At 64.1% G+C, this 26,016-nt stretch carries 22 protein-coding genes; 12 read left to right on the top strand and 10 right to left on the bottom strand.

Translation table 11 applies throughout. The features are described from left to right. Positions 1 to 186: 186 nt before the first annotated feature. A complete protein-coding gene (locus NKH12_RS24375) occupies positions 187 to 1,794 on the bottom strand; it encodes a peptide chain release factor 3 (RefSeq protein ID WP_502910838.1) in 1,608 nt (535 codons plus the stop codon). A 121-nt stretch (positions 1,795 to 1,915) separates the two neighbouring features. Here NKH12_RS24375 and NKH12_RS24370 point away from each other — a divergent pair, with 121 nt between their 5' ends. Continuing rightward, complete coding sequence (locus NKH12_RS24370; protein WP_352955495.1) at positions 1,916 to 3,022, top strand: NAD(P)/FAD-dependent oxidoreductase; 1,107 nt, start codon at positions 1,916 to 1,918, stop codon at positions 3,020 to 3,022. On the opposite strand, the gene NKH12_RS24365 is transcribed toward NKH12_RS24370, so the two are convergent. Continuing rightward, entirely contained in the window at positions 2,987 to 4,360 is a 1,374-nt protein-coding gene (locus NKH12_RS24365) for an amidase (protein WP_352955494.1), read from the bottom strand. The two genes, NKH12_RS24370 and NKH12_RS24365, sit on opposite strands and share 36 nt — an antisense overlap. A gap of 221 nt (positions 4,361 to 4,581) precedes the next feature. Next, positions 4,582 to 4,797: a DUF6356 family protein gene (locus NKH12_RS24360; protein WP_095483023.1), complete on the bottom strand. Its 216-nt coding sequence runs from the start codon at positions 4,795 to 4,797 to the stop codon at positions 4,582 to 4,584. A 114-nt stretch (positions 4,798 to 4,911) separates the two neighbouring features. Between NKH12_RS24360 and NKH12_RS24355 the strand changes: the two genes are divergently transcribed. From NKH12_RS24355 to NKH12_RS24325, 7 genes are all read left to right on the top strand, one after another. Further along, positions 4,912 to 5,382: an Lrp/AsnC family transcriptional regulator gene (locus tag NKH12_RS24355; RefSeq protein ID WP_352955493.1), complete on the top strand. Its 471-nt coding sequence runs from the start codon at positions 4,912 to 4,914 to the stop codon at positions 5,380 to 5,382. Positions 5,383 to 5,466: 84 nt separating this feature from the next. Next, the gene (gene dut, locus NKH12_RS24350) at positions 5,467 to 5,952 is read left to right on the top strand and encodes a dUTP diphosphatase (RefSeq protein WP_352955492.1); all 486 of its coding nucleotides are present in this window, start codon (positions 5,467 to 5,469) and stop codon (positions 5,950 to 5,952) included. A 13-nt stretch (positions 5,953 to 5,965) separates the two neighbouring features. After that, positions 5,966 to 6,622, top strand: a complete 657-nt coding sequence (locus tag NKH12_RS24345; RefSeq protein WP_352955491.1) for an HAD family hydrolase — start codon at positions 5,966 to 5,968, stop codon at positions 6,620 to 6,622. Positions 6,623 to 6,697: 75 nt separating this feature from the next. Then, entirely contained in the window at positions 6,698 to 7,195 is a 498-nt protein-coding gene (locus NKH12_RS24340) for a hypothetical protein (protein WP_352955490.1), read from the top strand. 29 nt (positions 7,196 to 7,224) lie between these two features. After that, the gene (locus NKH12_RS24335; RefSeq protein WP_352955489.1) at positions 7,225 to 7,542 is read left to right on the top strand and encodes a hypothetical protein; all 318 of its coding nucleotides are present in this window, start codon (positions 7,225 to 7,227) and stop codon (positions 7,540 to 7,542) included. Positions 7,543 to 7,611: 69 nt separating this feature from the next. Then, positions 7,612 to 8,415: an isocitrate lyase/PEP mutase family protein gene (locus tag NKH12_RS24330; protein ID WP_352955488.1), complete on the top strand. Its 804-nt coding sequence runs from the start codon at positions 7,612 to 7,614 to the stop codon at positions 8,413 to 8,415. Positions 8,416 to 8,428: 13 nt separating this feature from the next. Beyond that, positions 8,429 to 9,424, top strand: coding sequence for a proline racemase family protein (locus tag NKH12_RS24325; protein WP_352955487.1), 996 nt, complete (start codon positions 8,429 to 8,431; stop codon positions 9,422 to 9,424). Between the two features lie 102 nt (positions 9,425 to 9,526). On the opposite strand, the gene NKH12_RS24320 is transcribed toward NKH12_RS24325, so the two are convergent. Next, positions 9,527 to 10,222: a sulfate transporter family protein gene (locus NKH12_RS24320; RefSeq protein ID WP_352955486.1), complete on the bottom strand. Its 696-nt coding sequence runs from the start codon at positions 10,220 to 10,222 to the stop codon at positions 9,527 to 9,529. 196 nt (positions 10,223 to 10,418) lie between these two features. Here NKH12_RS24320 and NKH12_RS24315 point away from each other — a divergent pair, with 196 nt between their 5' ends. Then, complete coding sequence (locus NKH12_RS24315) at positions 10,419 to 11,411, top strand: adenosine kinase (protein ID WP_352955485.1); 993 nt, start codon at positions 10,419 to 10,421, stop codon at positions 11,409 to 11,411. A 180-nt stretch (positions 11,412 to 11,591) separates the two neighbouring features. Here the strand turns inward: NKH12_RS24315 and NKH12_RS24310 are convergent, their stop codons facing one another. Beyond that, complete coding sequence (locus tag NKH12_RS24310) at positions 11,592 to 13,871, bottom strand: NADP-dependent malic enzyme (RefSeq protein ID WP_352955498.1); 2,280 nt, start codon at positions 13,869 to 13,871, stop codon at positions 11,592 to 11,594. 202 nt (positions 13,872 to 14,073) lie between these two features. Here NKH12_RS24310 and mutS point away from each other — a divergent pair, with 202 nt between their 5' ends. Beyond that, positions 14,074 to 16,761: a DNA mismatch repair protein MutS gene (mutS, locus tag NKH12_RS24305; protein ID WP_352955497.1), complete on the top strand. Its 2,688-nt coding sequence runs from the start codon at positions 14,074 to 14,076 to the stop codon at positions 16,759 to 16,761. A gap of 238 nt (positions 16,762 to 16,999) precedes the next feature. On the opposite strand, the gene NKH12_RS24300 is transcribed toward mutS, so the two are convergent. The 3 genes from NKH12_RS24300 to NKH12_RS24290 all read right to left on the bottom strand — a co-directional run bounded on the left by NKH12_RS24300 (position 17,000) and on the right by NKH12_RS24290 (position 20,858). Beyond that, complete coding sequence (locus tag NKH12_RS24300) at positions 17,000 to 17,845, bottom strand: aldo/keto reductase (protein ID WP_352955484.1); 846 nt, start codon at positions 17,843 to 17,845, stop codon at positions 17,000 to 17,002. Positions 17,846 to 17,924: 79 nt separating this feature from the next. Next, entirely contained in the window at positions 17,925 to 18,311 is a 387-nt protein-coding gene (gene copM, locus NKH12_RS24295; protein WP_352955483.1) for a CopM family metallochaperone, read from the bottom strand. Positions 18,312 to 18,353: 42 nt separating this feature from the next. Then, positions 18,354 to 20,858, bottom strand: a complete 2,505-nt coding sequence (locus NKH12_RS24290) for a heavy metal translocating P-type ATPase (RefSeq protein ID WP_352955482.1) — start codon at positions 20,856 to 20,858, stop codon at positions 18,354 to 18,356. Between the two features lie 242 nt (positions 20,859 to 21,100). Between NKH12_RS24290 and NKH12_RS24285 the strand changes: the two genes are divergently transcribed. After that, a complete protein-coding gene (locus NKH12_RS24285) occupies positions 21,101 to 23,902 on the top strand; it encodes a [protein-PII] uridylyltransferase (protein WP_352955481.1) in 2,802 nt (933 codons plus the stop codon). Positions 23,903 to 23,948: 46 nt separating this feature from the next. Next, the gene (gene murJ / locus NKH12_RS24280; protein WP_352955480.1) at positions 23,949 to 25,547 is read left to right on the top strand and encodes a murein biosynthesis integral membrane protein MurJ; all 1,599 of its coding nucleotides are present in this window, start codon (positions 23,949 to 23,951) and stop codon (positions 25,545 to 25,547) included. Positions 25,548 to 25,577: 30 nt separating this feature from the next. On the opposite strand, the gene NKH12_RS24275 is transcribed toward murJ, so the two are convergent. Beyond that, entirely contained in the window at positions 25,578 to 25,745 is a 168-nt protein-coding gene (locus NKH12_RS24275) for a hypothetical protein (RefSeq protein WP_352955479.1), read from the bottom strand. 69 nt (positions 25,746 to 25,814) lie between these two features. Then, positions 25,815 to 26,016: hypothetical protein (locus NKH12_RS24270; RefSeq protein WP_352955478.1), on the bottom strand; the 202-nt coding region annotated here is incomplete at its 5' end.

The raw sequence follows: 26,016 nt of genomic DNA, 5'->3' as shown, positions 1-26,016 counted from the left end.
CAAGGGGTGTACGGGCTTCCGCCGCAGCGGGTGATCCGGTCATGACCCGGGTCACCCGCCAACCCGATTGTGCATGATTCGAGAGACACAAGGGGTGTTCCAGCGGAGTGAGGCGTTGGCGTTCCCTGGAACACCCCTCATCCGTCGCCTTCGGCGACACCTTCTCCCACAGAAGGAAGGGACCCCCTAAGCTGCCTTGTCGCGGACCTGATAATCCTTGACCGCGGCGAAGCGGATCGCCTTCCAGCGCTCGGCCTCGTAGTTGAGCGAAAAAGCATGCTGGGCCAGGAACACCGGGTCGTGGTCGAGGTCGCGGGCAATGTCGCCGCGATGCGCCTCGATGAAACGATGCACCTCTGCCTTGTCGTCAGCCGATATCCAGCGGCAGACGGAAAAGCGCGACATCTCGAAATCGACGGGCAGCGTGTATTCGAAGTTCAGCCGCTCCTTCAGCACGTCGAGCTGCAGCGCACCGACGACACCGACGATTGCCGGTGAACCGTCCTCCGGCGAGAACAGTTGCACGACGCCTTCCTCGGCCATCTGGTGCAGCGCTTCCTTCAGCTTCTTGGCCTTCATCGCATCGCCGAGACGGACGCGGCGCAGGATTTCCGGTGCGAAATTCGGCACGCCGCGGAACAGTATCTCCTCGCCCTCGGTCAGCGTATCGCCGATGCGCAGCGTGCCATGGTTGGGGATGCCGACGACGTCGCCGGCAAAGGCCTCGTCGGCGGTGACGCGGGTGCGGGCGAAGAAGAATTGCGGCGCCGACAGGCTCATCGGTTTTCCCGTGCGCACCAGCTTGGCCTTCATGCCGCGCTCGAGCTTGCCCGAGCAGACACGGACGAAGGCGATGCGGTCGCGGTGGTTGGGGTCCATGTTGGCCTGGATCTTGAAGACGAAGGAGGTCATCTTGTCCTCGGTCGCCTCGACCTTGCGGGTATCGGCCTCCTGCGCGCGCGGCGGCGGCCCGTAGGCGCCAAGCGCCTCGATCAGGTCGCGCACCCCGTAATTGCGCAGCGCCGAACCGAAATAGACCGGCGTCAGATGACCCTCGCGAAATGAGTCGATGTCGAGCGGACGGCAGGCCTCGCGCGCCAGCTCCAGCTCCTCGATGAAAGCTTCGCGCTCGTTCTCCGGCAACAGGCCGGCGACGCGGTTGGAATCGGGACCGTTGACCGGCGTGCGTTCCTTCTCCGCGTCGCCCTTTCGCACGGCATTCAGCGCCAGATGATAGGTGCCGGAAAAGGTCTTGCCGCGGCCGATCGGCCAGGTGATCGGTGCGGTGTCAAGCGCCAGCTTCTGCTCGATCTCGTCGAGGATCTCGAACGGGTCGCGGCTTTCGCGGTCCATCTTGTTGACGAAGGTGATGATCGGGATGTCGCGCAGCCGGCAGACCTCGAACAGTTTTAGCGTGCGCGGCTCGATGCCCTTGGCGGCGTCGATGACCATGACCGCCGCGTCGACAGCCGACAGCGTGCGATAGGTATCGTCGGCGAAATCCTCGTGGCCGGGCGTGTCGAGCAGGTTGAAGACATTGTCCTCATACTCGAAGGTCATCACCGAGGTGACGACCGAAATGCCGCGCTCGCGCTCGATCTTCATCCAGTCCGACCGGGTCTGGATGCGATCCTTCTTGGCCTTGACCTCGCCGGCAAGCTGGATGGCGCCGCCGAACAGCAGCAGCTTTTCGGTCAGCGTCGTCTTGCCGGCGTCCGGATGCGCGATGATCGCGAAAGTGCGGCGGCGCGCCACCGCGTTCGTGATGTCTTCAGCCAATTTATGGAATCCCATGTGGTGCGCGGGCTTCTAGCAGCGCTTTTGTAGCCTGTCGAACAATTTTGGGCGGTCAACCGGTCTTGAGATAGGATTGCGGCAACGACATCAGAAGACCCGATTCGACAAAGGACCATCGATGAGCGCAGCCAAGCAAGTCATCGTCGTCGGCGCCGGCATCATCGGCGCGTCCATCGCCTGGCATCTGGCGAAGGCCGGCGCGAAGGTGACGGTCGTTGCCGACAGCAGCGCCGGCGGCGTCGCGACGCCGAATTCCTTTGCCTGGATCAATGCCAGCTGGGGCAATCCAGAACCGTATTTTCGGCTGCGCACCCGTTCGATGGCCGAATGGACGCGGCTTGCGCATGACGTGCCCGGTATTCCGTTGGAATGGTGCGGCGGCCTGTGTTGGGACCTGCCGCCGGCCGAGCTTGAGGCCTACGCCGCCGAGCATTCTGCCTGGGGTTACGGCATCGAGCGTATTGACCGCGCCGCCGCCGCACGCATCGAGCCAAACCTGATCGAGGTTCCCGATTTCGCCCTTCACGTCGCCCAGGAAGGTGTCGCCGAGCCGGTCGCCACCACGCAAGCGCTGCTGGCCGGTGCCGAGCGCCGCGGCGCGCGAGTGATGGCCGGAACAGCCGTGACCGCGTTGGTGGAGACCAATGGCAGGATTACTGGAGTCGATACATCCGGCGGACGGATCGCTGCCGACGAGGTGGTGATCGCAGCGGGCGCCGGCTCTCCGGCAATTGCGGCGACGGCCGGGTTAAAACTGCCGATCGAGACGCCGCCCGGCCTGATTGTCCATTCACGCCCCTACGAAAAGCTGCTCAACGGCTTGGTGATCGGCGATCGGCTGCACATGCGCCAGACTGCCGAGGGCCGCATCATCGCCGGCTCGGATTTCGGCGGCGCCGATCCGGGAATGGACGCCGCAGCCACCGCCCGCGAGCTGTTTGCGTCGATGAAAACCATGCTGCGCGGCGCCGACCGGCTGGAACCGGATTTCCACACGGTCGGTCACCGGCCGACGCCCGTCGACGGCTTTCCGATCATCGGACGGGCTCAAGGCGTGAGCGGCCTCTATGTCGCGGTCATGCATTCCGGCATCACGCTGGCGCCTGCCGTCGGCCTGTTCGCCGCCCGGGAAATCCTCGACGACGCGCGTGATCCGCTGCTTGAGCCTTATGGGCTGACGCGGGTTTGCTCAATAGCCGGGCGGACGGCGAAAGCCGCCGGTTAGCGGTGCCATCGCCTTGGCGATGCCAAGCAGCCGCGATTCGGACCAGCGACGGCCGACCAGCTGCAGGCCGATGGGCAGGCCGTCGCGGCCCTGCCCGCACGGCAGCGAAAGTGCGGGGTGGCCGCTGTAGTTGAACACCGCGCCATAAGCCGGCAGCAGCCAGTAGCTCTGCTCCCTGTCATCGACCTTGATCGGTGTTCCCGGCTCGCAATGCGGGAAGGCCGTGGTCATGGCGACGGGGCAAAGCAAGGCATCGCAATCTGCGAAAAAGCGGTCCCAGGCAAGGAATGACTGGTCGCGGCGGGCGAGCGCCTCGAACCAGCGCGAGACCGCTGTCGGTTCTTCTGGCGGCTCCGGCTGCGCAGCCTCCAGCATCATGCCGATCAGCGCACCGCCTTGCGTCAGATCGTCATGCAGATCGAGCGTCGGCAGTCTTGCTTCCTCGACGGCTACCCCCGCAGACTTGAGTTGCTCGGCCAGACTTTCGACCGCGACGTAGATTTCGTTGGCCACCGGAAAACCGGGAAAGGACGAAGCAAAGGCGATGCGCAATGTCTTGAGATCGAGCTTCGGCATATCCTCGACCGGCACCGGCGCAAGATCGGTGTCGCTGCCATCCGGTCCTGCAATGATCCCCAGGATCAGCGCCAGATCGTCCACGGTGCGCGCCAGCGGGCCGATGCAGGACATCAGCCGCACGCTGCGCGGCGCACCGGCGGGATCGGGAAAGGCGCCGGCCAGGGAGACGCGATGCTCGGTCGGCTTGAGGCCGTAGACGCCGCAAAAGGCTGCAGGCAGGCGGATCGAATCCTGCATGTCGGTGCCGATCTCGAATGGCGTCATCCCCGCGCAAAGTGCTGCCGCGGCTCCGCCGCTGGAACCGCCGGCGGTGCGCCAGAGATCCCATGGATTATTGGTGCGGCCGAACAGCGGATTGTTCGATTGCCAGTCGCCCAGCATCGTTGCGACATTTGTTTTGCCGACGAGCACGCCGCCGGCCGCCTTCAATCTGAGAACGACCGGACTGTCCCTTCTCGCCACATAGTCGGCAAAGGGCGGGAAGCCGACCGTGGTCTTCATCCCCAGTGTTTCGTGCGTGTCCTTCAGCGTGAACGGCACGCCATGCAGCGGCCCGAGAGCGTCGCCGCGCGCCTGCGCTTCGTCGGCTTTCTTCGCTCGAGCGCGAGCCCCTTCCCTGTCGAGCGTGACGACTGCGTTGACCGTCTCATTGTGCCTGTCGATCTCAGCCAAATGCGCGTCCAGCGCTTCCACAGCGGAAATCTTGCGGTCACGAATGGCGGCAGCCAATTCTGTGGTGGAGGAGAAGACGAGGTCCATGACCAATGCTCCCGGCTATGTTGGCCGCGCTGGTCTCACCAAATGGCGGGCTGCGGCGCGTCTTCAAGCCGAGTTCAGCATTCGAGTACAGGCGGTGCTTGATCGGGATTGCGCTGCCTTAGGCGACCAGCGGCAACTTAGCCGCGACCAACTTAAGGGACGAGCGGTCATGCCGGGAAGACCGCTTCGCCTAAGATAGGCCGTTCACCGGCACATCGCTTCTAACGTCCCCTGTTGTGCGTCCGCTCATAAAGTTCTCGGATGATCCGGCTTGCCGTGGAATCGAACAAGAACGGCAAGAAAGCGTGAATCAGCGCGGCGAAGGCTGCCATGAACAATCGTGACGAGAACCACGCGGCGAAAGCCATGTGGCCGAAATAGGTTTCGCCCACCGAAGCCGGATGAGAGGTGAAAAGTCTTGCGAGCCGTGCTGTCATGTCGATCCCTCCTGCTCGGTGGCAACCCGATGATGAGCACACTGACACGAATCTCCGGTTAATTAGTCTCAAATCATCCTTGTATTTCGGCAATTATTGGGACAAACATCCCACATGCCGCTGGAAATCGATGAGATCGACCGAAGATTGCTGGCCGAGCTGCAACGCGACGGTACATTGTCGGTCGACCAATTGTCGGAAAGGGTGTCGCTGTCGCGCAACGCCTGCTGGCGCCGGGTCAAGCGGCTGGAAGAAGACGGCGTCATCACCGGCCGGGTGGCGCTGGTCGATGCGGACAAGCTCGGCCTCGGCCTTTCGGTGTTCGTCCTGATCCGGACCTCCAATCACGATCCGGACTGGCTGCAAAAATTCCGGGCGGCAGTCACCGGTTTTCCCGAGATCACCGGCGTCTATCGCATGTCCGGCGACCTCGATTACGTCTTGCGTGCCCGCGTCGCCGACGTGAAGGCTTATGACCGGCTCTATCAGCGGCTGATCGCCAAGGTGGCGCTGTCGGACGTTTCGGCCTCCTTCGTCATGGAGGAGATCAAGGAGACGACGGTCGTTCCCGTAGAACTGCGCTGAAGCGGAACTGCGCTGAAAGAAAGCCGTTGATAGCATTGCCGCCGAGTTGACCGAATCGGCGTTGATAGCGATAGGATCAGCCTCATGCGCGCAGCCCTCTACACTTCCTCCGTCATCGGTCCGGCCGTCGGCTTCGTCAGGCTGCCGCATGGCGAAGGCCTGCCGCTTCCCGCCTATGAAAGTTCGGGCGCCGCCGGCATGGATCTGCGCGCCGCGGTGCCGGACGACCGGCCGCTGCTGATCCTGCCGGGAAAACGCGCGCTGGTGCCGACCGGGCTGATCCTGGAGATCCCGGAGGGCGTGGAAGGTCAGGTCCGGCCGCGCTCGGGCCTCGCCTTCAAGCATGGCCTCACCTGCCTCAACACGCCGGGCACCATTGACAGCGACTATCGCGGCGAGGTCAAGGTGCTGCTGATCAACCTTGGCGACGAAGATTTCGCGGTGACGCGCGGCATGCGGATCGCCCAGATCGTCTTTGCATCCGTGATGCAGGCGACGGTCGAGGAGCGCACATTGGCCGGCGGCACGGTGCGCGGCTCCGGCGGCTTCGGATCGACCGGCACGGCCTGATGAGCATAGTGATATGAGAGTGCCCAAACTCGTCATCTTCGATTGCGACGGGGTTTTGGTCGATACCGAGAACCTGGCCAATCGACGCCTCGCCGAATGGCTCAGCGCCGCCGGCTACCCGGCAAGCTTCGAATATTGCCGCAAGAATTTCTCCGGCCGCTCCATGGTATCGGTGCAAAAGGAAGTCGAGGCGACCGGCGTCAGCCTCGGCGCCAATTTCGTCGAACGCTGGAACGCCGGCCTGCCGGACCTGTTCGCGCATGGCGTCGAAGCCGTCCCCTATGTCAGGGAGTTCATCGAAGCCGTGCACGCGGCCGGCATCGCAACTTGCGTCGCTTCATCGGCACGGGTTTCGAAAATGCACATCACGCTCGGCCAGACCGGGCTGCTGCCGCTGTTCGAGCATGCACTGTTCAGCTCCACCATGGTCTCGCGCGGCAAGCCGTTTCCCGACCTGTTCCTGCATGCGGCAAGCACGATGGGCTTCGCGCCCGCCGACTGCATTGTCATCGAGGACAGCGTCGCCGGGACGTTAGCCGGCATTGCCGCCGGCATGCGCGCATTTTCCTACTACGGCGACCCGCATTCCGACCGCGACGGCCTGACCGAGGCCGGCGGCATCCTGTTCGACGATATGCGCGAACTTGCCGGGCTGGTGCCGATCCACTGATCTGATATTCGAGCTTGTTATCCGACTGGTCGCCCGTGCTAGCTTGCGAACGCTCGACAGTGAAGCCGCCGGCGTATGAATTCCATCCTGCTTCGCTTCATCCTCGCCTGTTTGCTGCTGCCGTGCCTGTGGACGACGGCCGGCGCGCAAGGCGTCAGCTTCCCGGACTTTGGCGGCGCCGTTCCCGGCCACAAGCATACGACCTATCTCGACCTCGCCAGGATGGTCATTCTCGATCTTGCGGCGGACAAGGACGGCTTTTACCGGGGCTCCATGCCGATCGAGATGCGCCATATCGAGGGTCCGGATAGTGGTGGCCCGCCGCCCGAAACGTCGGGCTTTTCCGATGCTGGCGTGCTCCAGATCAAGGCTGGCGGCAAGGATCGGCTGGCCAGTTCGACCTCGGCAGCTCCTCCGACAGCGCCGAAGGTTTTGCGGTACTGGCGCTCTACGATCTTGCCGGCAAGCCGAGATTGCTCGACGCTGTCAATGTCGCCGTCGACCGGAGCACCTATTTCCGCGATCCGGGCAAGCTGCCGATCGGGCCTAGCGATGACGCCATCATCACCCTGAGCACGCATTTCAATTCGAGCCAGGGCTATGTGAGCACGCCGCTGATCCTGGTCCGCGACGACAGGTTCGAACTGATCGAAATGATCTATACGTTCGACGAGTCCCTGTGCACTTACAAGCGCACGCAGCAATTGGCGTTTCAGACCATTGCGGACGGCCAGCCCTATGCGGCCATCAAGGCGACGGTGACCGATGCCACCGTGCCGAATAGCGAGAGCTGCGACGATCCGGCGCCCGAGGCATCCTCGCGCGACATCTCCGTCACCTACCATTGGAACGGGACCGCCTACGTCAAGGGGTCCGACGCACTGGATAAATTGGCAGGAGAGAACGCCAATCGCTTCTGAGCCAATCGCATTCGTTTGCCCGGGGGGCAGTGGCGGGATAAAATGCGCTTCGCACTCTGGGGAGCATCCATGGACAAGGGCAAAATATTTCGCGACCTGCACAGCTCGATCTTCGTCATGCCCAATCCCTGGGACGTCGGCACGACGAAACTGCTGGCTTCCTTCGGTTTCAAGGCTCTGGCGACGACCAGCGCCGGCTTTGCCTTTTCGCGTGGTCTGCCCGACGGCGCGGTGACCTTCGAGGCGATGATCCACCACTGCCGCGAGGTGACGGCGGCGACCGGCCTGCCGGTCTCGGCCGATCTCGAAAAGGGCAAGGGCGACAGCGCGACAAGTGCATCCGAAACCATCTTCGCGGCCGAAGCGGCGGGCCTCGCCGGCTGCTCGATCGAGGACCACACCGGCGAGCCCGACAAGCCGATCTATGATTTTTCGCATGCAGTCGAGCGCGTCGCCGCCGCAGCGGAGGCGGCACGGGCGCTGAAGCACGATTTCGTCTTCACCGCGCGGGCCGAGAATTTTTTGTGGGGCAAGCCTGACATCGACGACACGATCAAGCGGCTGCAAGCCTTCGAGAAGGCCGGCGCCGACGTGCTCTACGCGCCGGGCATCAGTGACATCGAGACGGTGCAAACCGTCTGCGCGGCACTGACCAAGCCGGTCAACGTCATGGTGAGGCCCGGTTTCACCATCGCCGATCTTGCCCTGGCAGGGGTCAAGCGTATTTCGCTCGGGCCCTGGCTGACCAATTTCGCCTTCGGCATGCTGGAAACGGCGGCGCGCGAGATCCAGCAGGACGGCACCTTCGGCTTCACCCGCACCGCCATGCCATTCGGCAAGCTGCAGGCGTTATTTGCCAAATCTTCAGCTTAGATGGTCCCAACGCATGACGCTCACCGTCGTCGACATGCACACCGGCGGCGAGCCGCTGCGGATCGTCACCGGCGGTTATCCCAAAATCCCCGCGGGCACGATCCTGGAAAAACGCGCCTATGTGCGCGATCATCTCGACCATATCAGGAAGATCCTGATGTTTGAGCCGCGCGGCCATTACGACATGTATGGTGCGCTGCTGGTGGAACCCGACCTGCCGGGCGCCGACCTCGCCGTGCTGTTCATGCACAATGAGGGCTATTCGACGATGTGCGGCCACGCCATCGTCGCGCTCGGCCGCTACGCCGTCGACAAAGGGCTGGTGGCACGGCAGGAGCCGGTGACGACAGTCAATATCGAAGCGCCATGCGGGCTGGTCGTGGCCTCGGTCGAGGTGCAGGACGGCAAGGCCGGTGCTGTGTCGTTCGAAAGCGTGCCGGCCTTTCTGTTCGCCCGCGATCAGGGGATCGAATTGCCGGGTTATGGTGCGATCGGCTTCGACGTCGCCTATGGCGGCGCCTTCTATGCGCTCGCCGACTGCCGCCAGTTCGGGCTGGAATTCGGCAGGAACCGCGTGCGCGATTTCGTCGATGCGGCGACAACGCTGACCGGGAAACTGAAGGCCGGGTTTCCACTGTCGCATCCCGACCATTCCGACCTTGCCTTTCTCTACGGCACCATCCTGACCGACGGACAGGACGCATATTCCGATACGCCGACCAAAAATATCTGCGTCTTCGCCGACGCCGAGGTCGACCGTTCGCCGACCGGCTCGGGCGTCACCGCACGGCTGGCGGCAATGCATGCCAAGGGCGAAATCGCCGGCCAGACGCGGCTGTTCGAGAGCATAGCCGGCTCGCGCTTTTCCGGCAGCGTGGCGAGGACCGCAAAAGCCGGGCCGCATGACGCGATCATCGCCCGCGTCGGCGGCCGGGCCTATTATTCGGGCCGGGCCGAATTCATCGTCGAACCCGACGACGAGCTGGGACGCGGTTTTCTCTTACGCTAGCGCCTGGCCCAACAAACGGAACGGAGCGTAACGTTTGGCTACGCACCGGAAGCACCGGACACCGCTATTCGCACGCCGGCATCACCTGAATATCAGCACACCCTAAGCCGCTTCCCGCACACTGATCGCCTTGTGCAAATGCACCATCATGGCGGCGGCGAAGAGCGGCGTCAGAAGGTTGAGTAGCGGCACGGCGAGGAAGGCAGCGATAACCAGCCCGGCGAGGAACACCGTGACGGCATGTTTTCTGCGCAACGCCCGTGCCTCGCCCTCCGGGCGAAAGCGCATCGCGGCGAACTCGAAGAATTCACGCCCTAGCAGATAGCCGTTGACGATGAAGAAGGCAGCAATGTTGATGCCCGGCACCAGCAGAAGCAGCAAGGCCACGATGTTGCCTGACATGACGACGCCGAAGAATCTTATCGCCAGCACCATCGAGCGCAGCGCCGGCATGGCGCGGCCGGGCGGGTCATTGGGATAGTCGGTACGCTCGACCACCTCGGCGACGTCGTCGAGGAACAGGCCGGCGACGATCGCCGTCACCGGCGCGATGAGCAGCGCCAGACCCAGCGCGAGGCCGATCCCGGCGACGATGACGCCCAGCCATCCGGCCCAGGACGGCAGGCTGGGGAGCCATGCGTCGATCCATGGCCAGGCCAGCCATCCGAACAGGCCCTCGATGGCGAACCACAGCGCGGCGAGCGCCAGCAAGGTCAGGCCCAGCGTTTTTGCGAACACCGAGCGGAATTCGGGCGAGAACAACCGGCTGGCGGCGGCGCGGGCGGCGCTAGAGATCACGGCGTTTCCAATTCCATGGCTGGCATCTCCGAGGCAGGCGGAGACAGGGCAGGGCTCAGGCGCACAGCGCGATGCAGCGCATCTGCCGTTCGACCAGATTAATAGATCCCGACCCTAGGCAAAGCCGCATCAAATCGCTAGACCCGCCCGCGGCCGGCATGCCAGAAAGCCGGTGGTTTTCGCGGAGACATCATTGATGCCGAACTATGACGTGCTTTGTATCGGCAATGCCATCGTCGATATCATCGCGCAGTGCGACGAGGCATTCCTGGAGACGAACGGCATCATCAAGGGCGCGATGAACCTGATCGACACGAGGCGCGCCGAGCTGCTCTACAGTCGCATGGGCCCGGCCATTGAAGCCTCCGGCGGGAGCGCCGGCAACACGGCGGCGGGTGTCGCCAGTTTCGGCGGACGCGCCGCCTTCTTTGGCAAAGTCTCGAACGATGCGCTCGGCGAAATCTACGCCCATGACATCCACGCGCAGGGCGTCGCCTTCGACACCAAGCCGCTCAACGGCGAGCCGCCGACGGCGCGCTCGATGATCTTCGTGACGCCGGACGGCGAGCGCTCCATGAACACCTATCTCGGCGCCTGCATCGAGCTCGGGCCGGAGGACGTCGAGGCAGACAAGGCGTCCGGTGCGGCGGTCACCTATTTCGAAGGTTATCTGTGGGACCCGCCACGCGCCAAGGAAGCCATCCGGCAGACGGCCAAGCTCGCGCATGCCGCCGGCCGCGAAGTGTCGATGACGCTGTCGGATTCGTTCTGCGTCGACCGCTACCGCGACGAGTTTCTGGACCTGATGCGCTCGGGCACCGTCGACATCGTCTTTGCCAACAGCCACGAGATCAAGTCGCTTTACCAGACCGCCTCCTTCGACGAGGCGCTGGCGCAGATCCGCAAGGACTGCAAGATCGCCGCCGTCACCCGCTCGGAAAAGGGCTCGGTCATCGTGCGCGGCGACGAGACCGTCACCATCGATGCGACCAAAATCCGCGAACTGGTCGACACCACCGGCGCCGGCGACCTCTATGCCGCCGGTTTCCTCTACGGCTACACGCAAGGCCGCAGCCTGAAGGAGTGCGGCGATCTCGGCTCGCTGGCGGCCGGGCTCGTCATCCAGCAGATCGGGCCAAGGCCGCGGCAGAATTTGCGCCACGAGGCTGAGCAGGCAGGACTGATTTAGGCAGGCGCCTTTGTCTTCTCCCCTTGTTGTGGGAGAAGGTGGATCGGCGCGAAGCGCCGAGACGGTTGAGGGTGTTGGACGGAGCGCGTAGGTGCCAAGCTGGAGCACCCCCTCATCCGACCGAGCTTCGCTCGGCCACCTTCTCCCACAACAAGGGGAGAAGGAAGAGGCGCTCGCTCCTCACGCCCCCGCCGTATACGCCGCGATGGCGGCCATGTTGACGATGTCACTATCCTTGGCATTGAGCGAGACGATCTGGACGGGCTTGTCCAAGCCGACCAGCAGCGGGCCGATGACGGTTGAGCCGCCGAGTTCCTGCAGCATCTTGGTCGAGATCGAGGCGGAGTGGAAGGCCGGCATGATCAGCACATTGGCCGGACCGGTGAGCCGAATGAACGGGTATTGCGCCATGGCGCGGGCGTTGAGCGCCACGTCGGCGGCCATCTCGCCGTCGTACTCGAAATCGACGCGCCGCTTGTCGAGGATGCGCACCGCTTCCTGGACGCGTTCGGAGCGCTCGCCCTGCGGGTGGCCGAAGGTGGAATAGGCGAGCATGGCGAGCCTTGGCTCATAGCCCATGCGGCGGGCAAAGCCGGCGGCTTCCTCGGCGATGTCGGCGATCTGTTCGGCATTGGGCATATCGTGCACGGCAGTGTCGGCGACGATCACGGTTCGGCCCCGCGCCAGCACGATCGAGGCGCCGATGACGCGGTGGCCGGGCTTGGCGTCGATGACGCGGCGGATGTCGTCGAGCGCCGTGGAGTAGTTGCGGGTGACGCCGGTGACGATGCCGTCGGCGTCGCCCAGCGCCACCATGCAGGCGGCGAAATGGTTGCGGTCGTTGTTGATCAGGCGATGGCAGTCGCGGAACAGGAAGCCCTTGCGCTGCATGCGCTCGTAGAGATAGTCGGTGTAGACGCCGTTGCGGCGCGACAGCCGCGCATTGATGATCTCGATGCCTTGCTTGTTCAGCTCGATGCCGGCGTTCCTGGCGTTCCCCTTGATGATGTCGTCGCGGCCGAGCAGGATGGCGGTGCCGAGCCGCTGGTTCACATAGGAGACGGCGGCGCGCATCACCTGCTCCTCCTCGCCCTCTGCGAAAACGATGCGCTTGGGCTGGCGGCGCACGCGGTCGTAAATGCGCTGCAGCGTCGAGGCGATCGGATCGCGGCGGGCGGAAAGCTCCTGCGCGTAGCGGTCGAGGTCGAGGATCGGCTTGCGCGCGACGCCGGACTCCATCGCTGCCTTGGCAACCGCAATCGGAATCGCCGAGATCAGGCGCGGATCGAACGGCACCGGGATGATGTAGTTGGGGCCGAATTTCGGCCGCATGCCCTGGTAGGCGGCGGCGACGTCGTCGGGCACGTCCTGGCGCGCCAGTTCGGCGAGCGCCCGCGCCGCGGCGATCTTCATGTCGTCATTGATGGTGGTGGCCCGCACGTCCAGCGCGCCGCGGAAGATGTAGGGGAAGCCAAGCACGTTGTTGACCTGGTTCGGATAGTCCGAACGTCCCGTCGCCATGATGGCATCGACGCGGATTTCGGCGACTTCCTCCGGCGTGATCTCGGGATCGGGATTGGCCATGGCGAAGATGATCGGCTTCTCTGCCATCGACTGCACCATCTTGGTGGTCAGCGCACCCTTGGCGGAGAGGCCGAGAAACACGTCGGCGCCGTCCAGCGCCTCGGCCAGCGAGCGCGCGTCGGTCTTGACGGCATGCGCCGACTTCCACTGGTTCATGCCTTCGGTGCGGCCCTGGAAGACGACGCCTTTGGTGTCGCACAGGATGATGTTTTCAGGCGCAAAGCCCATCGCCTTCATCAGCTCGATGCAGGCGATGCCGGCAGCACCGGCGCCATTGCAGACCATTTTCGTGGTCTTCATGTCGCGGCCGGTGATTTCCAGCGCATTGATCAGGCCGGCGGCCGAGATGATCGCGGTGCCGTGCTGGTCGTCATGAAAGACCGGTATGTCCATCAGTTCGCGCAGCCGCTGCTCGATGATGAAGCACTCCGGCGCCTTGATGTCTTCCAGATTGATGCCGCCGAAGGACGGGCCGAGAAAACGCACGCAGTTGATGAACTCGTCGGCATCCTCGGTGTCGACCTCGAGATCGATGGAATCGACATCGGCGAAGCGCTTGAACAGCACCGCCTTGCCTTCCATCACCGGCTTGGCGGCCAGCGCGCCGAGATTGCCGAGGCCAAGAATGGCGGTGCCGTTGGAAATGACCGCGACCATATTGCCGCGCGCCGTGTAGTCGAAGGCGCGGCTGGGATCCTCGGCAATGGCAAGGACGGGAACCGCGACGCCCGGAGAATAGGCAAGGCTGAGGTCGCGCTGGGTGGCCATCGGCTTGGTGGCGACGATCTCCAGCTTGCCGGGGCGGCCCATGGCGTGGAATTCCAGCGCCTCCTGCGCACTGACGGAGGGTCCGGGGTTTTCGGTTTTCCTGGCCATGATGCTTTCGATTTCCTCGCCCATGCAGCACCTCGTTGAGACGGGTGCAATGCTTTCTTTTGTGGAACGTTCGGGATTAAGGCTACACTTCGCTGCTGTAAACCGCCAAGCATGGCTTGGGAAATTTGGAAGCAGCTTCTTGAACGACGAAACGCCCATTCGCAGCGACAGCGCCACGCCGGCCTTTGCGCCGGCGACGCCGATGATGGAGCAGTATATTGAGATCAAGGCGGCGAACCCGGATTCGCTGCTGTTCTACCGCATGGGCGATTTCTACGAGCTGTTCTTCGACGACGCCGAGAAGGCGAGCCGGGCGCTCGGCATCGTCCTGACCAAGCGCGGCAAGCACCAGGGCCTCGACATCCCGATGTGCGGCGTGCCGGTGCATGCCGCCGACGACTACCTGCAGAAGCTGATCGGCCAAGGGTTCCGCGTCGCCGTCTGCGAGCAGATCGAGGATCCGGCCGAGGCGAAGAAGCGCGGCGGCAAGTCGGTGGTGCGCCGCGACGTGGTGCGGCTGGTGACGCCCGGCACCATCACCGAGGACAAATTGCTGGCGCCGTCGGAATCGAGTGTTTTGATGGCGCTTGGCCGGGTCAAAGTCGGCGCCGAGCCAAGAGGCGGGGAGCGCGGCAGCGCGACAGGGAACCAAGGAAGTTTTGCGCTGGCCTGGATCGAAATCTCGACCGGTGCCTTCCGCGTTGCCGAGACCACGGCAGACCGGCTGCTCGCCGATGTCTTTCGCGTCGACCCACGCGAGTTGATCGTCGCCGAGCCGGTGTTTTACGATCCCGAGCTGAAACCGGTGTTCGATGTGCTCGGCCGCGTCGCCAATCCGCAGCCGCCGAGCCTGTTCGATTCGGCGTCGGCCGCCGGGCGCATCGCCCGTTTCTTCGAGGTGGCGACGCCGGACAGTTTCGGCACATTTTCCCGCGCCGAGCTGTCGGCGATCTCGGGCATCATCGCTTATGTCGAAAAGACGCAGAAGGCCGAGCGTCCGCCGCTGTCGCGGCCCGAGCGCGAGGAGCAGGGTTCGACGCTGTTCATCGATCCGGCGACACGCGCCAATCTGGAACTGCTGCGTACCCTGACCGGCAGCCGCGAGGGTTCGCTGTTCAAGGCGATCGACCGCACGGTGACCGGCGGTGGGGCGCGACTGCTCGCCGACCGGCTGATGGCGCCGCTGACCGACCCGGCGGCAATTGGTGCAAGGCTGGATTCGGTGTCGTTCTTTCGGTCCGAGACACGGCTGTGCCAGGCGGTGCGGGCGAGCCTGAAGAGCGTCGCCGACATGCCCCGCGCCCTGTCCCGGCTGGCGCTCAACCGCGGCGGCCCGCGCGACCTCGGCGCGCTGCGTGCCGGGTTCGAGGCGGCCGGCGCTATTGCCGAACTGTTTGGGGCGACCGCCCTGCCGCAGGAACTGGCGGCGGCGCTGGCGGCGATCGAGGCGCTGCCACGCCCGCTGGCTGAGCATCTGACCCAGGCGCTCAGTGACGAGCTGCCGCTGCTCAAACGCGATGGCGGTTTTGTGCGCGGCGGTTACAACGTTGAGCTCGACGAGATGCGGGCACTGCGCGACGAATCGCGCAAGGTGATCGCCGCTCTGGAGCGCTCCCTGATCGACGAAACCGGCATCCGCTCGCTGAAAATCCGGCACAACAATGTGCTCGGCTACTACATCGAAGTCACCGCCAATCATCATGCGCTGATGACCGGCAGCGATGGGGCGAAGGCGCGCTTCATCCATCGCCAGACCATGGCCAACGCCATGCGCTTCACCACGACGGAACTGGCCGAGCTGGAATCGAAGATCGCCAATGCCGCGGACCGGGCGCTGGCGATCGAGCTTGCCGCCTTCGACAGGCTGACGGCGGAGGCGGTCGGCCAGGCGGACAAGATCCGCGCCAGCGCAGATGCGCTTGCCGTGCTCGACGTGTCGTCGGCACTTGCGCTGCTTTCCGAAAGCGAGGCCTGGTGCCGGCCCATCGTGGACGCCAGCCTCGCCTTCGCAATTTCGGGCGGGCGGCATCCGGTGGTGGAACAGTCGCTGCGGCGTTCGGGCGAAGGACCGTTCGTCGCCAATGATTGCGATTTGTCGCCGGAAGGCGATGCCAAAAACGGTGCGATCTGGCTGCTGACCGGCCCCAATATGGGCGGCAAATCGACCTTCCTCAGGCAGAACGCGCTGATCGCCATCCTTGCCCAAACCGGCTCCTTCGTGCCGGCGGCATCAGCCCATATCGGCGTCGTCGACCGGCTGTTTTCACGTGTCGGGGCCTCGGACGATCTGGCACGCGGCCGCTCGACCTTCATGGTCGAGATGGTCGAAACGGCGGCGATCCTCAACCAGGCCGGCGAACGCGCGCTGGTGATCCTCGACGAGATCGGCCGCGGCACCGCTACCTTCGACGGCCTGTCGATCGCCTGGGCGGCGGTCGAATATCTGCACGAGAAGAACCGCTGCCGGGCGATCTTCGCCACCCATTTCCACGAAATGACGGCGCTGGCCAGCAAACTCGCTCGGCTGCACAATTTCACCATGCGGGTCAAGGAATGGGAGGGCGACGTGGTCTTCCTGCACGAGGTCGGCAAGGGTGCCGCCGACCGCTCCTACGGCGTGCAGGTGGCGCGTCTGGCCGGCCTGCCGGAAGCGGTGGTCGGCCGGGCCAGGGAAGTGCTGCACCAACTGGAAGCGGGCGAGGTTTCGGGCAAGGCCAATCGGCTGGTCGACGATCTGCCGCTGTTTTCGGTGGCGCTGAAACGAGAGGCGCCGAAGCCGGTGAAGAGCGATGGGCTAAGCGCGGCGCTTGGGGAGATCAATCCCGACGAGATGACGCCGCGGGAGGCGCTGGAAGCGCTTTATCGGCTGAAGGGGATGGCGGGGAAGTAGAGTGGGCTCAGGTCGTCTGACGGCGTTCCTTCACACCCCCCTCTGTCCTGCCGGACATCTCCCCCGCAAGGGGGGAGATTGGATGTCGTGAGCGCTTTCGCCAATTTTCGAACTTTGCAAAAGAAGTGATGTCCGCGAAGTTGCCGATCTCCCCCCTTGCGGGGAAGATGTCCGGCAGGACAGAGGGGGGTGGGCGGGAATGCGGCCCTAAAATTAAATTAGACTTTGAGCCCTCTCCTCAAATCATCGCCAAGCCCGACTTCCGCCTCGGCGGCGGGAAGGCGCGGTCGATGTCGGCGAAATCTTCCGGCGTGAGCTCGATGTCCAACGCAGCGGCATTCTGGCGGACATGCTCTTGTTTGCCGGCCTTCGGAATGGCGATGACGTCGTCCTGTGCCATCACCCAGGCCAGCGCCAGCTGAGCCGCCGTGGCATTGTGGCGGGCGGCGATGGCTTCGAGCCTGGTATTGCGCACCAATACGCCCTGATCGACCGGCGAATAGGCCATCAGCGGAATGCCGCGCTGCCGGTTCCAGGGCGCAAGATCGAATTCGGGGCCGCGTTGGGACAGATTGTAGAGGATCTGGTTGGTCTGGACGTTGCCGCCGCCCGGCAGGCTGACCAGTTCCTCCATCTCATGGGTGTCGAAATTGCTAACGCCCCAATGGCGGATCTTGCCAGCTTTCCTTAAGGCTTCAAAGGCCTCGACCGTTTCCGCCAGAGGCACGCTGCCGGGCCAGTGCAGCAGATAGAGATCGATGCGGTCGGTGCGCAGATGCCTGAGGCTTTTCTCACAGGCCGCCGGCACGCCGGTGCGCGAGGCGTTGGACGGCAGCACCTTGGAGACCAGGAAGACCTCGTCGCGGCGCCCGGCAATGGCATCCGCCACCACCTCCTCAGCCCCGCCGCTGGCATACATTTCGGCGGTGTCGATCAGCTTCATGCCGAGGTCGATCCCAAGCTTCAGGGCGTCGACCTCATCGGCACGGCGACGGGCATCCTCACCCATTTTCCAGGTGCCTTGACCCAGCACGGGAACGGCTTCGCCCGAGGGCAATGTGGTGGTTCTCATCGTTGACGGCATGGCGCGCTCCAGTCGAGACCGGATGGCACCACACCCTTCGGGAGAAATCCACCCCGGATTTCCCGCGAGCCGCCTGATGCTACTTCACCGGATGGGCGGCCAGCCAATCCTGCATCTGCTTGATCTCGGCTTCCTGCGCGGCGATCACCGCTTCGGCCATTTTGCGCATTTCCGGATCCTTGCCATTGGCAAGCTCGACCTTGGCCATGTCGATGGCCGCCTGGTGATGCGGGATCATGCCGCGGGCAAAATCGACATCGGCATTGCCGGAATATTCGATCGCCATCATGGCGGTGTGCATCTTGTCCATCGCCGCCTTATAGCCGTCCGCCGACGGGCTCTGCGCGGCCATCGCGCCCATATCATGTTTTATCTCCTGGGCTTGCGATGGAATGCCTTCGAGGAAAACGGCAAGCAGCATTCCCGCCGCCATCAGCAGCAGCACGATCTTCTTGGCCAAGGTCATTCATTGTCTCCTTTTGAACGAATTTCTATCGGGGGGCTTGGCTCAGAGTTTCAACGTCCTGAGCCGCAACGCGTTGGAGATGACCGAAACCGAGGACAGGCTCATCGCCGCCGCCGCCAGCATCGGCGACAACAGCGTGCCGGTGAGAGGATAGAGCACGCCGGCGGCGACCGGGACGCCAAGCACGTTGTAGAGGAAGGCGAAGAACAGGTTCTGGCGGATGTTGCGGATCGTTGCCTGGGCGAGTGTGCGGGCCCGGACGATGCCGTTGAGATCGCCCTTGACCAGCGTGATCCCAGCGCTTTCGACCGCGACATCGGCGCCGGTGCCCATGGCGATGCCGACATCGGCGGCGGCCAGCGCCGGCGCGTCGTTGACGCCGTCGCCGGCCATGGCGACGCCGGCGCCCCTGGCGCGCAACTCCTCGACAAGCGCGCTCTTCTGTTCCGGCAGCAGGCCGGCACGCACCTCGTCGATGCCGAGTTTGCTAGCGATGGCTTTCGCCGTGCGTTCGTTATCGCCGGTCGCCATGATGATCCTCAGGCCGCGGTCGTGCAGCGCCTTGATCGCTTCTGATGTCGTCGCCTTGATCGGGTCGGCGACGGCAACGATGCCGGCCAGTTTGTTGCCGACGGCGACGAACATCGCGCTCTTGCCTTCGACCTGCAGCGCTTCGGCGCTGGTCGAGATGGATGCGATATCGATGCCGAGATCGGCCATCATCGCGGCGTTGCCGAGCGCGACGTTCTTTCCCGACACCGTGCCGGAAACGCCCTTGCCGGTCACCGCCTCGAAACCACCGGCATCGGGAATTTTTACCCCGCGTTCACGGGCGCCTTCGACGATCGCCTCGGCCAGCGGATGCTCCGAGCCTTTTTCGAGGCCAGCGGCAAGTGCCAGCAGATCATCGTCCGTGATGCCTTCGGCAGCGACGACGTCGGTCAATCTCGGCCGGCCTTCGGTCAATGTGCCGGTCTTATCGACGATCAGCGTGTCGACCGAAGCAAAGCGTTCGAGCGCCTCGGCGTCCTTGATCAGCACGCCGGCATGCGCGCCGCGCCCCGTGGCGGTCATGATCGACATCGGCGTGGCAAGACCCAGTGCGCAGGGACAGGCGATGATCAGCACCGAGACCGCCGAAACGATTGCAAAGATCAGGCTAGGTTGCGGCCCGAAGATCGCCCAGGCGATGAACGCAACGATCGCAACCACCACGACGGCCGGGACGAAATAGAACGAGACGCGGTCGGCCAGACCCTGGATCGGCGCGCGCGAACGCTGCGCCTTGGCGACGAGCTCGACGATCCGCGCCAGCGTGGTTTCGGCGCCGATCCTCTTGGCGCGCATGATCAGCGAACCGTTCTTGTTGAGCGTGCCGCCGGTGAGCGGGTCGCCTTCAGTCTTTTCGACCGGCAGCGGCTCGCCTGACAGCATCGATTCGTCGATGGAAGAGCGGCCTTCCAGCACGATGCCGTCGACCGGCACGGCATCGCCGGGGCGGATGCGCAGGCGATCGCCGGCCTTGACCGTGTCGAGCGGCACGTCGTTTTCGGAACCGTCCTCGCCGATCAGCCGCGCGGTCTTCGGCGCGAGGTCGAGCAGCGCGCGGATCGCCGAGCCGGTTTTTTCACGGGCGCGCAATTCCAGCACCTGGCCGAGGAAAACCAGCGCCACGATGACGGCGGCCGCCTCGAAATAGACCGGCACCGTGCCCTCATGACCGCGGAACTGGTGCGGAAATATATCCGGGAACAGCGCGGCGACGACGCTGTAGAGGTAGGCTGCACCAACGCCGAGTGAAATCAGCGTCCACATGTTGGGGCTGCGGTTGAGAACCGATTCCCAGCCGCGATGGAAGAAGGGGAATGCCGCCCACAATACAACTGGGCTGGCCAGCGCCAATTCCACCCAGATCTTCGCCGAATCCTCGATGAAGGCGCTAAACGTCACGCCGAGCATCGGCGCCATGGCGAATATCAGCAACGGCACGGACAGCGCGGCGCTCACCCAGAAGCGCCTGGTGAAATCGACCAGTTCCGGGTTCGGCCCCTCATCGCCTGATGGTACGCCCATCGGCTCCAGCGCCATGCCGCAGATCGGGCAGGCACCTGGCTTGTCGCGGACGATTTCGGGATGCATCGGGCAGGTGTATTGCGTGCCTTTCGGCATCGCCTGCGGTTCCGGCCTGTCGCCAAGATACTTTGCCGGCTCCGCCTCGAATTTCGCCTTGCAGCCGGCCGAGCAGAAATAGAAGCCCTGGCCTTCATGCCGGGCAAAGTGCTTCGCGGTGGCACGCTCGACACGCATGCCGCAGACCGGGTCGGTGGCGGTAAGGTAGTTTTCCGGCTCGGCCGTGAATTTCGAACGGCAGCGCTCGCTGCAGAAGTGATAGATATGGCCGCCATGCTCGGCTGTCGGCTTGCCGGCGGCCGGATCGACGGTCATGCCGCAGACCGGATCGCGAATGATGGCGTCGGCGACGGACGGAGCAGCTTTTGCCGCGCAGCAGCCGCTATGGGCGTGATGGTCATGGTCGGAATGCGTCATGCGGAAATGCCCTGTGTCTCGGTTCTGAAGCGGAGGTAGTGCTTCCAGTGACTGGAAGGTCAAGGACCAATTTCTGTTTTTGTTGCCGAGGCGCGCGCCAAACCGCCGGCGGACAATCCCGCACCCAGCCGCCGCCGCATGCCACCGACGACTCCCGTGGAGAGCATGTCCGCCCGCCCCATACCCAGCGCCGCGAAAACGCGCTATAGACGCCGCCAAAACGGCGAGGCCGAACGGCAATTATGGCAAAAATCTCTCTAAAGCTCGATGAACTGATCGACAGCCAAGCCTTGCGCTGCGAGATGACCGCGCTGACCGCGGCCATGGCAGGCGACGGCTCCGGCAAGGCTGCGCGCGCCGGTGTTCTCCAGCTTCTCAAGGGCAGGCTGGCCGCCGGCCGCAGCATCGCCGAACGCATGCTGATGGACGACGGCAGCGGCACCGCCTGCGCCGCCCGGCTGTCGCATCTCATGGACGAGATCATCCGAGCGCTCTACGATTTCGCCGCCACCCATGTCTATCGCGTCAAAAACCCGTCTTCGGCCGAACGCATGGCCGTCGTCGCGGTCGGCGGCTATGGCCGCGGCACGCTGGCGCCGGGATCCGACATCGATCTCCTCTTCCTGCTGCCCTACAAGCAGACGCCATGGGGCGAGCAGATCGTCGAGTACATGCTCTACATCCTGTGGGATCTGGGGCTGAAGGTCGGCCACGCCACCCGCAACATCGACGAATGCCTGAGGCTGTCGCGCACCGACATCACCATCCGCACCTCGATCCTGGAAGCGCGTTTCCTGTGGGGCGAGCGGAAGCTCTATGACGAGTTCTTGCAGCGTTTTGACCGCGAGGTGGTGCGCACGACCGGGCCCGAATATGTGCAGGCCAAGCTTGCCGAACGCGACGAACGCCACGCCAAGGCCGGCGAAAGCCGCTACCTCGTCGAACCCAATGTCAAGGACGGCAAGGGCGGGCTGCGCGACCTGCAGACGCTGTTCTGGATCGGCAAGTATTTCTACCGGGTGCGCACCGGCGAGGAGCTGGTCGACAAGGGCGTCTTCACCGGCACCGAATATCGGGAATTCCAGAAGGCCGAGGACTTCCTGTGGGCGGTGCGCTGCCACATGCATTTCCTCACCGGCAAGGCCGAGGAACGGCTGCATTTCGACATCCAGCGCGAGATCGCCGAACGGCTGGGCTACACCACACATCCGGGCCTGTCGGAGGTCGAGCGCTTCATGAAGCATTACTTCCTCGTCGCCAAGGATGTCGGGGATCTCACCCGCATCTTCTGCGCTGCACTCGAGGAAGAGCAGGCCAAGCATGTGCCGGGCTTCAACCGCATCTTCCTCACCTTCTCGCGCCGCAAGCGCAAGCTTGCCGGCACGTCCGATTTCATTATCGACAACCATCGCATCAACGTCGCCGACGACGTGGTGTTCGAGCGCGATCCGGTCAATCTCTTGAGGCTGTTCTGGTTCGCCGACAAGCACGGGCTGGAATTTCACCCCGATGCGCTGAAGCTGCTGACCCGTTCGCTCGGCCTCGTCGGCAAGGCGCTCAGGCGCGACGAGGAAGCCAACCGGCTGTTCCTCGACATATTGACGTCGGACCGCAATGCCGAACTCAATCTCAGGCGCATGAACGAGGCGGGACTGCTGGCAAAGCTGATCCCGGATTTCGGCAAGATCGTCGCCATGATGCAGTTCTCGATGTACCACCACTATACGGTGGACGAGCACCTGATCCGCTGTATCGGCGTGTTGGCCGAGATCGAGCGCGGCGACGGTGAAAAGATCCACCCGCTTGCCCACACGCTGATGCCGGGGCTGAAAAAAAGCCGCGAGGCGCTCTACGTCGCGGTGCTTTTGCACGACATCGCCAAGGGACGGCCCGAGGACCATTCCGAAGTGGGTGCCCGGATCGCGCGGCGCATCTGCCCGCATATGGGGCTGTCGGCGGCCGACACCGAAACGGTCGCCTGGCTGGTCGAGAACCATCTCGTCATGTCGATGACCGCACAGACCCGCGATCTCAACGACCGCAAGACGATCGAGGATTTCGCCGCGATCGTGCAGTCGGTGGAACGGCTGAAGCTGCTGCTCATCCTCACCGTCTGCGATATCAGAGGTGTCGGGCCGGGCGTCTGGAACGGCTGGAAAGGCCAATTGCTGCGCACGCTCTACTACGAGACCGAATTGCTGTTGACCGGGGGATTTTCGGAAGTGTCGCGCGCCGAGCGAACGGCGGCAGCACGCGAGCGGCTGGCCGAAGCGCTTGCCGATTGGCCCGAAAAAGCCCGCAAGCGCTATGTCGGCCTGCATTACGAGAACTATCTGCTGACGGTCGATCTCGCCGACCAGCTCCGCCACGCCGAATTCATCCGCGAGGTGGACGCGGCGGGCAAGAAGCTCGCCACCATCGTCAAAACCCACCAGTTCGAGGCGGTGACCGAAATCACCGTGCTGGCGCAGGACCATCCGCGCCTGCTGTCGGTCATTGCCGGCGCTTGCGTGGCGGCCGGCGGCAACATCGTCGATGCGCAGATCTTCACCACCGCCGATGGCCGCGCGCTGGACAGTATCCTGATCTCGAGGGAGTTCGACCGCGACGAAGACGAGCGGCGACGCGCCCAGCGCGTCGGCCGCCTGATCGAGGACGTGCTGTCGGGCAAAAGCTGGTTGCCGGAGATGATCGAGAAGCGCACCAAGCCGCGGCGCGGCGCCAAGGTCTTCCGCATCCCGCCACGCGCCGAAATCCGCAACACGCTGTCGAACCGATTCTCGGTGATCGAGGTCGAGGGGCTGGATCGGCCGGGCCTGCTGTCCGAGATCACCGGGGCGCTGTCGGACCTGTCGCTCGACATCGCCTCGGCACACATCACCACCTTCGGCGAAAAGGTCATCGATACCTTCTATGTCACCGATCTCACTGGCCAGAAGATCGACAGCCCGACGCGCATGGCCGCCATCCAAAGCAGGCTGGTCGCGGTTCTCGAAGGCACCGTGCCGGAGCGTGGCGGCAAGGCCAAGGCCGCGGCCGAGTGACAACCACCATTCATTTGTCCCAATCCTGCAGGCAGTTTCCAGACGCATGAGCCTTGTCAAAAAGTTCGCGACGGTCGCTTCCGGCACGCTGATGAGCCGTGCCCTTGGTTTCGTCCGTGAGATGCTGATGGCGGCCGCACTCGGCACCGGGCCGATCGCCGACGCCTTCAACGCCGCCTTCCAGTTCCCCAACACCTTTCGCCGGCTGTTTGCCGAAGGCGCCTTCAACGCTGCCTTCGTGCCGCTGTTCGCCAAGGAAATCGAGACCCACGGCACCGATGGCGCCAAGCACTTTTCGGAAGAGGTGTTCGGCGTATTGTTCACGGCGCTGCTGGCGCTGACCATCGCTATGGAACTGGCGATGCCGCTGATCGTGCGCTACCTGGTAGCCCCGGGCTTTGCCGACACGCCGGGAAAGTTCGACATGACGGTCCGGCTTGCGACCATCATGTTTCCCTACCTGATCTGCATGTCGCTCGGCGCCATGATGGCCGGCATGCTGAATTCGCTGCGCCGCTATTTCGCTGCCGCGGTGGCGCCGGTATTCCTCAACATCATCCTGATCGGCGTGCTCGCCTATGCCTGGCACAAGGGATCGGACGCGCGCACTGTCGGCTTCGCGCTGGCCTGGGGTGTGCTGGCGGCGGGGCTGGTGCAACTGGCGATCGTCTGGGTGGCGGTGCGCCATGCCGGCATCTCGATCGGTTTCCGCCGGCCAAAGATGACGCCCAATGTCAAGCGGCTGCTGATCCTGGCGTTGCCGGCGGCGATCACCGGCGGCATAACCCAGATCAACCAGCTGATCGGCACCGCGATCGCCTCGGCGCAGGACAGTGCGGTGTCGTCGCTCGCCTATGCCGATCGCATCTACCAGCTGCCGCTCGGCGTCGTCGGCGTCGCCGTCGCCATCGTGCTTCTGCCCGAACTGTCGCGGGCGCTGAAGTCAGGCAATCTGATCGAGGCGGCCAATCTGCAGAACCGGTCGGTGGAGTTCACCTTGTTCCTGACCTTGCCGGCAGCGGCGGCACTGCTGGTGATGTCGGAGCCGATCGTGGGGCTGGTCTACGAACGCGGGGCATTTGCCGCCAACAACTCGACGCCGATCGTGGCGGCGATCCTGGCGATCTTCGGCTTGGGCTTGCCGGCCTTCGTGCTGATCAAGGCGTTTACCCCAGGCTATTTCGCCCGTGAGGACACGCGCACGCCGATGATCTTCGCCGCCATCTCGGTGGCGGTGAACGTCACCACCGCGCTGACGCTGTTTCCGCAGATGGGGGCGCCGGGCATCGCTGTCGCCTCGGCCGTCGCCGGCTGGGTCAATGCGCTGATGCTGCTCGGCGTGCTGATCCGACGCGGCCACTGGGGCCGCGACGTACCGCTCATGAGACGCATCCCACGGCTGGTGCTGTCGGCGGCGGTGATGGGGGCGGCGCTCTATTTTGCCGAGCACTGGTTTGCGGCAAGGCTTGGCCACGGTTCACCGCTGTTGATCAAGGCGACAACGCTGCTGTCACTCGTCGCCGGCGGGGCGCTGCTCTACTTCGTCACCGCCTTCGCCACCGGCGGCGCCGATTTCGGCATGATCCGGCGCAATATCAAACGCAAGGGTGCGCCACCGGTCACGGGACAGTCTCCAGATCCGTAAGCCTAGCCGTAGCGACCCTGTCGATAAGCGTCAGTCTTCGCCAGACAATTTGTCATAGACCGGGCGTGGCAGCGGCTCGCGTGCCTGCTTGCTAAGTTCGATCCCGAATTCGGCCCGAAGCCGCGCCGCTGTCTCCAGCGGCGTCTCGCGGTCGTGTCGGCGCTTCAGGGCTTCCTCGTTGTTAACGGTGACGGGCATCCATTTCTCATCAGATCGTGTGCAAGACACATCCAACCATATCATACATGTCGATGTCTGCGCCGCCCCTCATTGCCCTGCCGGGCATTTCTCCCCGTAAACGGGGAGAAAGAAGCTGAACGCGACGCTGGCGCTTCCCTGGCGACGCCGGCGATTGGCGAAACCCGCGATGACAGTGTCCAGTTGATAGATGGGTAACACTTTGAACCGGATACATGGGTTACAGTTTTCCCCCTGTAGTGTCCGCTGCAGCGCCAAGCGGTTTGGTTGG

The sequence above is a fragment of the Mesorhizobium sp. M1322 genome (assembly GCF_040318085.1).
Classification (GTDB): domain Bacteria; phylum Pseudomonadota; class Alphaproteobacteria; order Rhizobiales; family Rhizobiaceae; genus Mesorhizobium.
Note: the sequence above shows the minus strand (reverse complement) of the source record. Positions and strands in the feature narration are given on the sequence as shown.

Excerpts from the sequence above, each read along its gene's own strand:
- NKH12_RS24360 (WP_095483023.1), bottom strand. The coding sequence starts at position 4,797 with ATGACAGCACGGCTCGCAAGACTTTTCACCTCTCATCCGGCTTCGGTG.
- copM (WP_352955483.1), bottom strand. The coding sequence starts at position 18,311 with ATGACCTTGGCCAAGAAGATCGTGCTGCTGCTGATGGCGGCGGGAATG.
- NKH12_RS24290 (WP_352955482.1), bottom strand. The coding sequence starts at position 20,858 with ATGACGCATTCCGACCATGACCATCACGCCCATAGCGGCTGCTGCGCG.
- NKH12_RS24300 (WP_352955484.1), bottom strand. The coding sequence starts at position 17,845 with ATGCCGTCAACGATGAGAACCACCACATTGCCCTCGGGCGAAGCCGTT.
- NKH12_RS24310 (WP_352955498.1), bottom strand. The coding sequence starts at position 13,871 with ATGGCCAGGAAAACCGAAAACCCCGGACCCTCCGTCAGTGCGCAGGAG.
- NKH12_RS24365 (WP_352955494.1), bottom strand. The coding sequence starts at position 4,360 with ATGGACCTCGTCTTCTCCTCCACCACAGAATTGGCTGCCGCCATTCGT.
- NKH12_RS24375 (WP_502910838.1), bottom strand. The coding sequence starts at position 1,794 with ATGGGATTCCATAAATTGGCTGAAGACATCACGAACGCGGTGGCGCGC.
- NKH12_RS24330 (WP_352955488.1), top strand. The coding sequence starts at position 7,612 with ATGGACAAGGGCAAAATATTTCGCGACCTGCACAGCTCGATCTTCGTC.
- NKH12_RS24325 (WP_352955487.1), top strand. The coding sequence starts at position 8,429 with ATGACGCTCACCGTCGTCGACATGCACACCGGCGGCGAGCCGCTGCGG.
- dut (WP_352955492.1), top strand. The coding sequence starts at position 5,467 with ATGCGCGCAGCCCTCTACACTTCCTCCGTCATCGGTCCGGCCGTCGGC.
- NKH12_RS24345 (WP_352955491.1), top strand. The coding sequence starts at position 5,966 with ATGAGAGTGCCCAAACTCGTCATCTTCGATTGCGACGGGGTTTTGGTC.
- NKH12_RS24275 (WP_352955479.1), bottom strand. The coding sequence starts at position 25,745 with ATGCCCGTCACCGTTAACAACGAGGAAGCCCTGAAGCGCCGACACGAC.
- NKH12_RS24315 (WP_352955485.1), top strand. The coding sequence starts at position 10,419 with ATGCCGAACTATGACGTGCTTTGTATCGGCAATGCCATCGTCGATATC.
- NKH12_RS24355 (WP_352955493.1), top strand. The coding sequence starts at position 4,912 with ATGCCGCTGGAAATCGATGAGATCGACCGAAGATTGCTGGCCGAGCTG.
- NKH12_RS24340 (WP_352955490.1), top strand. The coding sequence starts at position 6,698 with ATGAATTCCATCCTGCTTCGCTTCATCCTCGCCTGTTTGCTGCTGCCG.
- mutS (WP_352955497.1), top strand. The coding sequence starts at position 14,074 with ATGATGGAGCAGTATATTGAGATCAAGGCGGCGAACCCGGATTCGCTG.
- NKH12_RS24370 (WP_352955495.1), top strand. The coding sequence starts at position 1,916 with ATGAGCGCAGCCAAGCAAGTCATCGTCGTCGGCGCCGGCATCATCGGC.
- murJ (WP_352955480.1), top strand. The coding sequence starts at position 23,949 with ATGAGCCTTGTCAAAAAGTTCGCGACGGTCGCTTCCGGCACGCTGATG.
- NKH12_RS24285 (WP_352955481.1), top strand. The coding sequence starts at position 21,101 with ATGGCAAAAATCTCTCTAAAGCTCGATGAACTGATCGACAGCCAAGCC.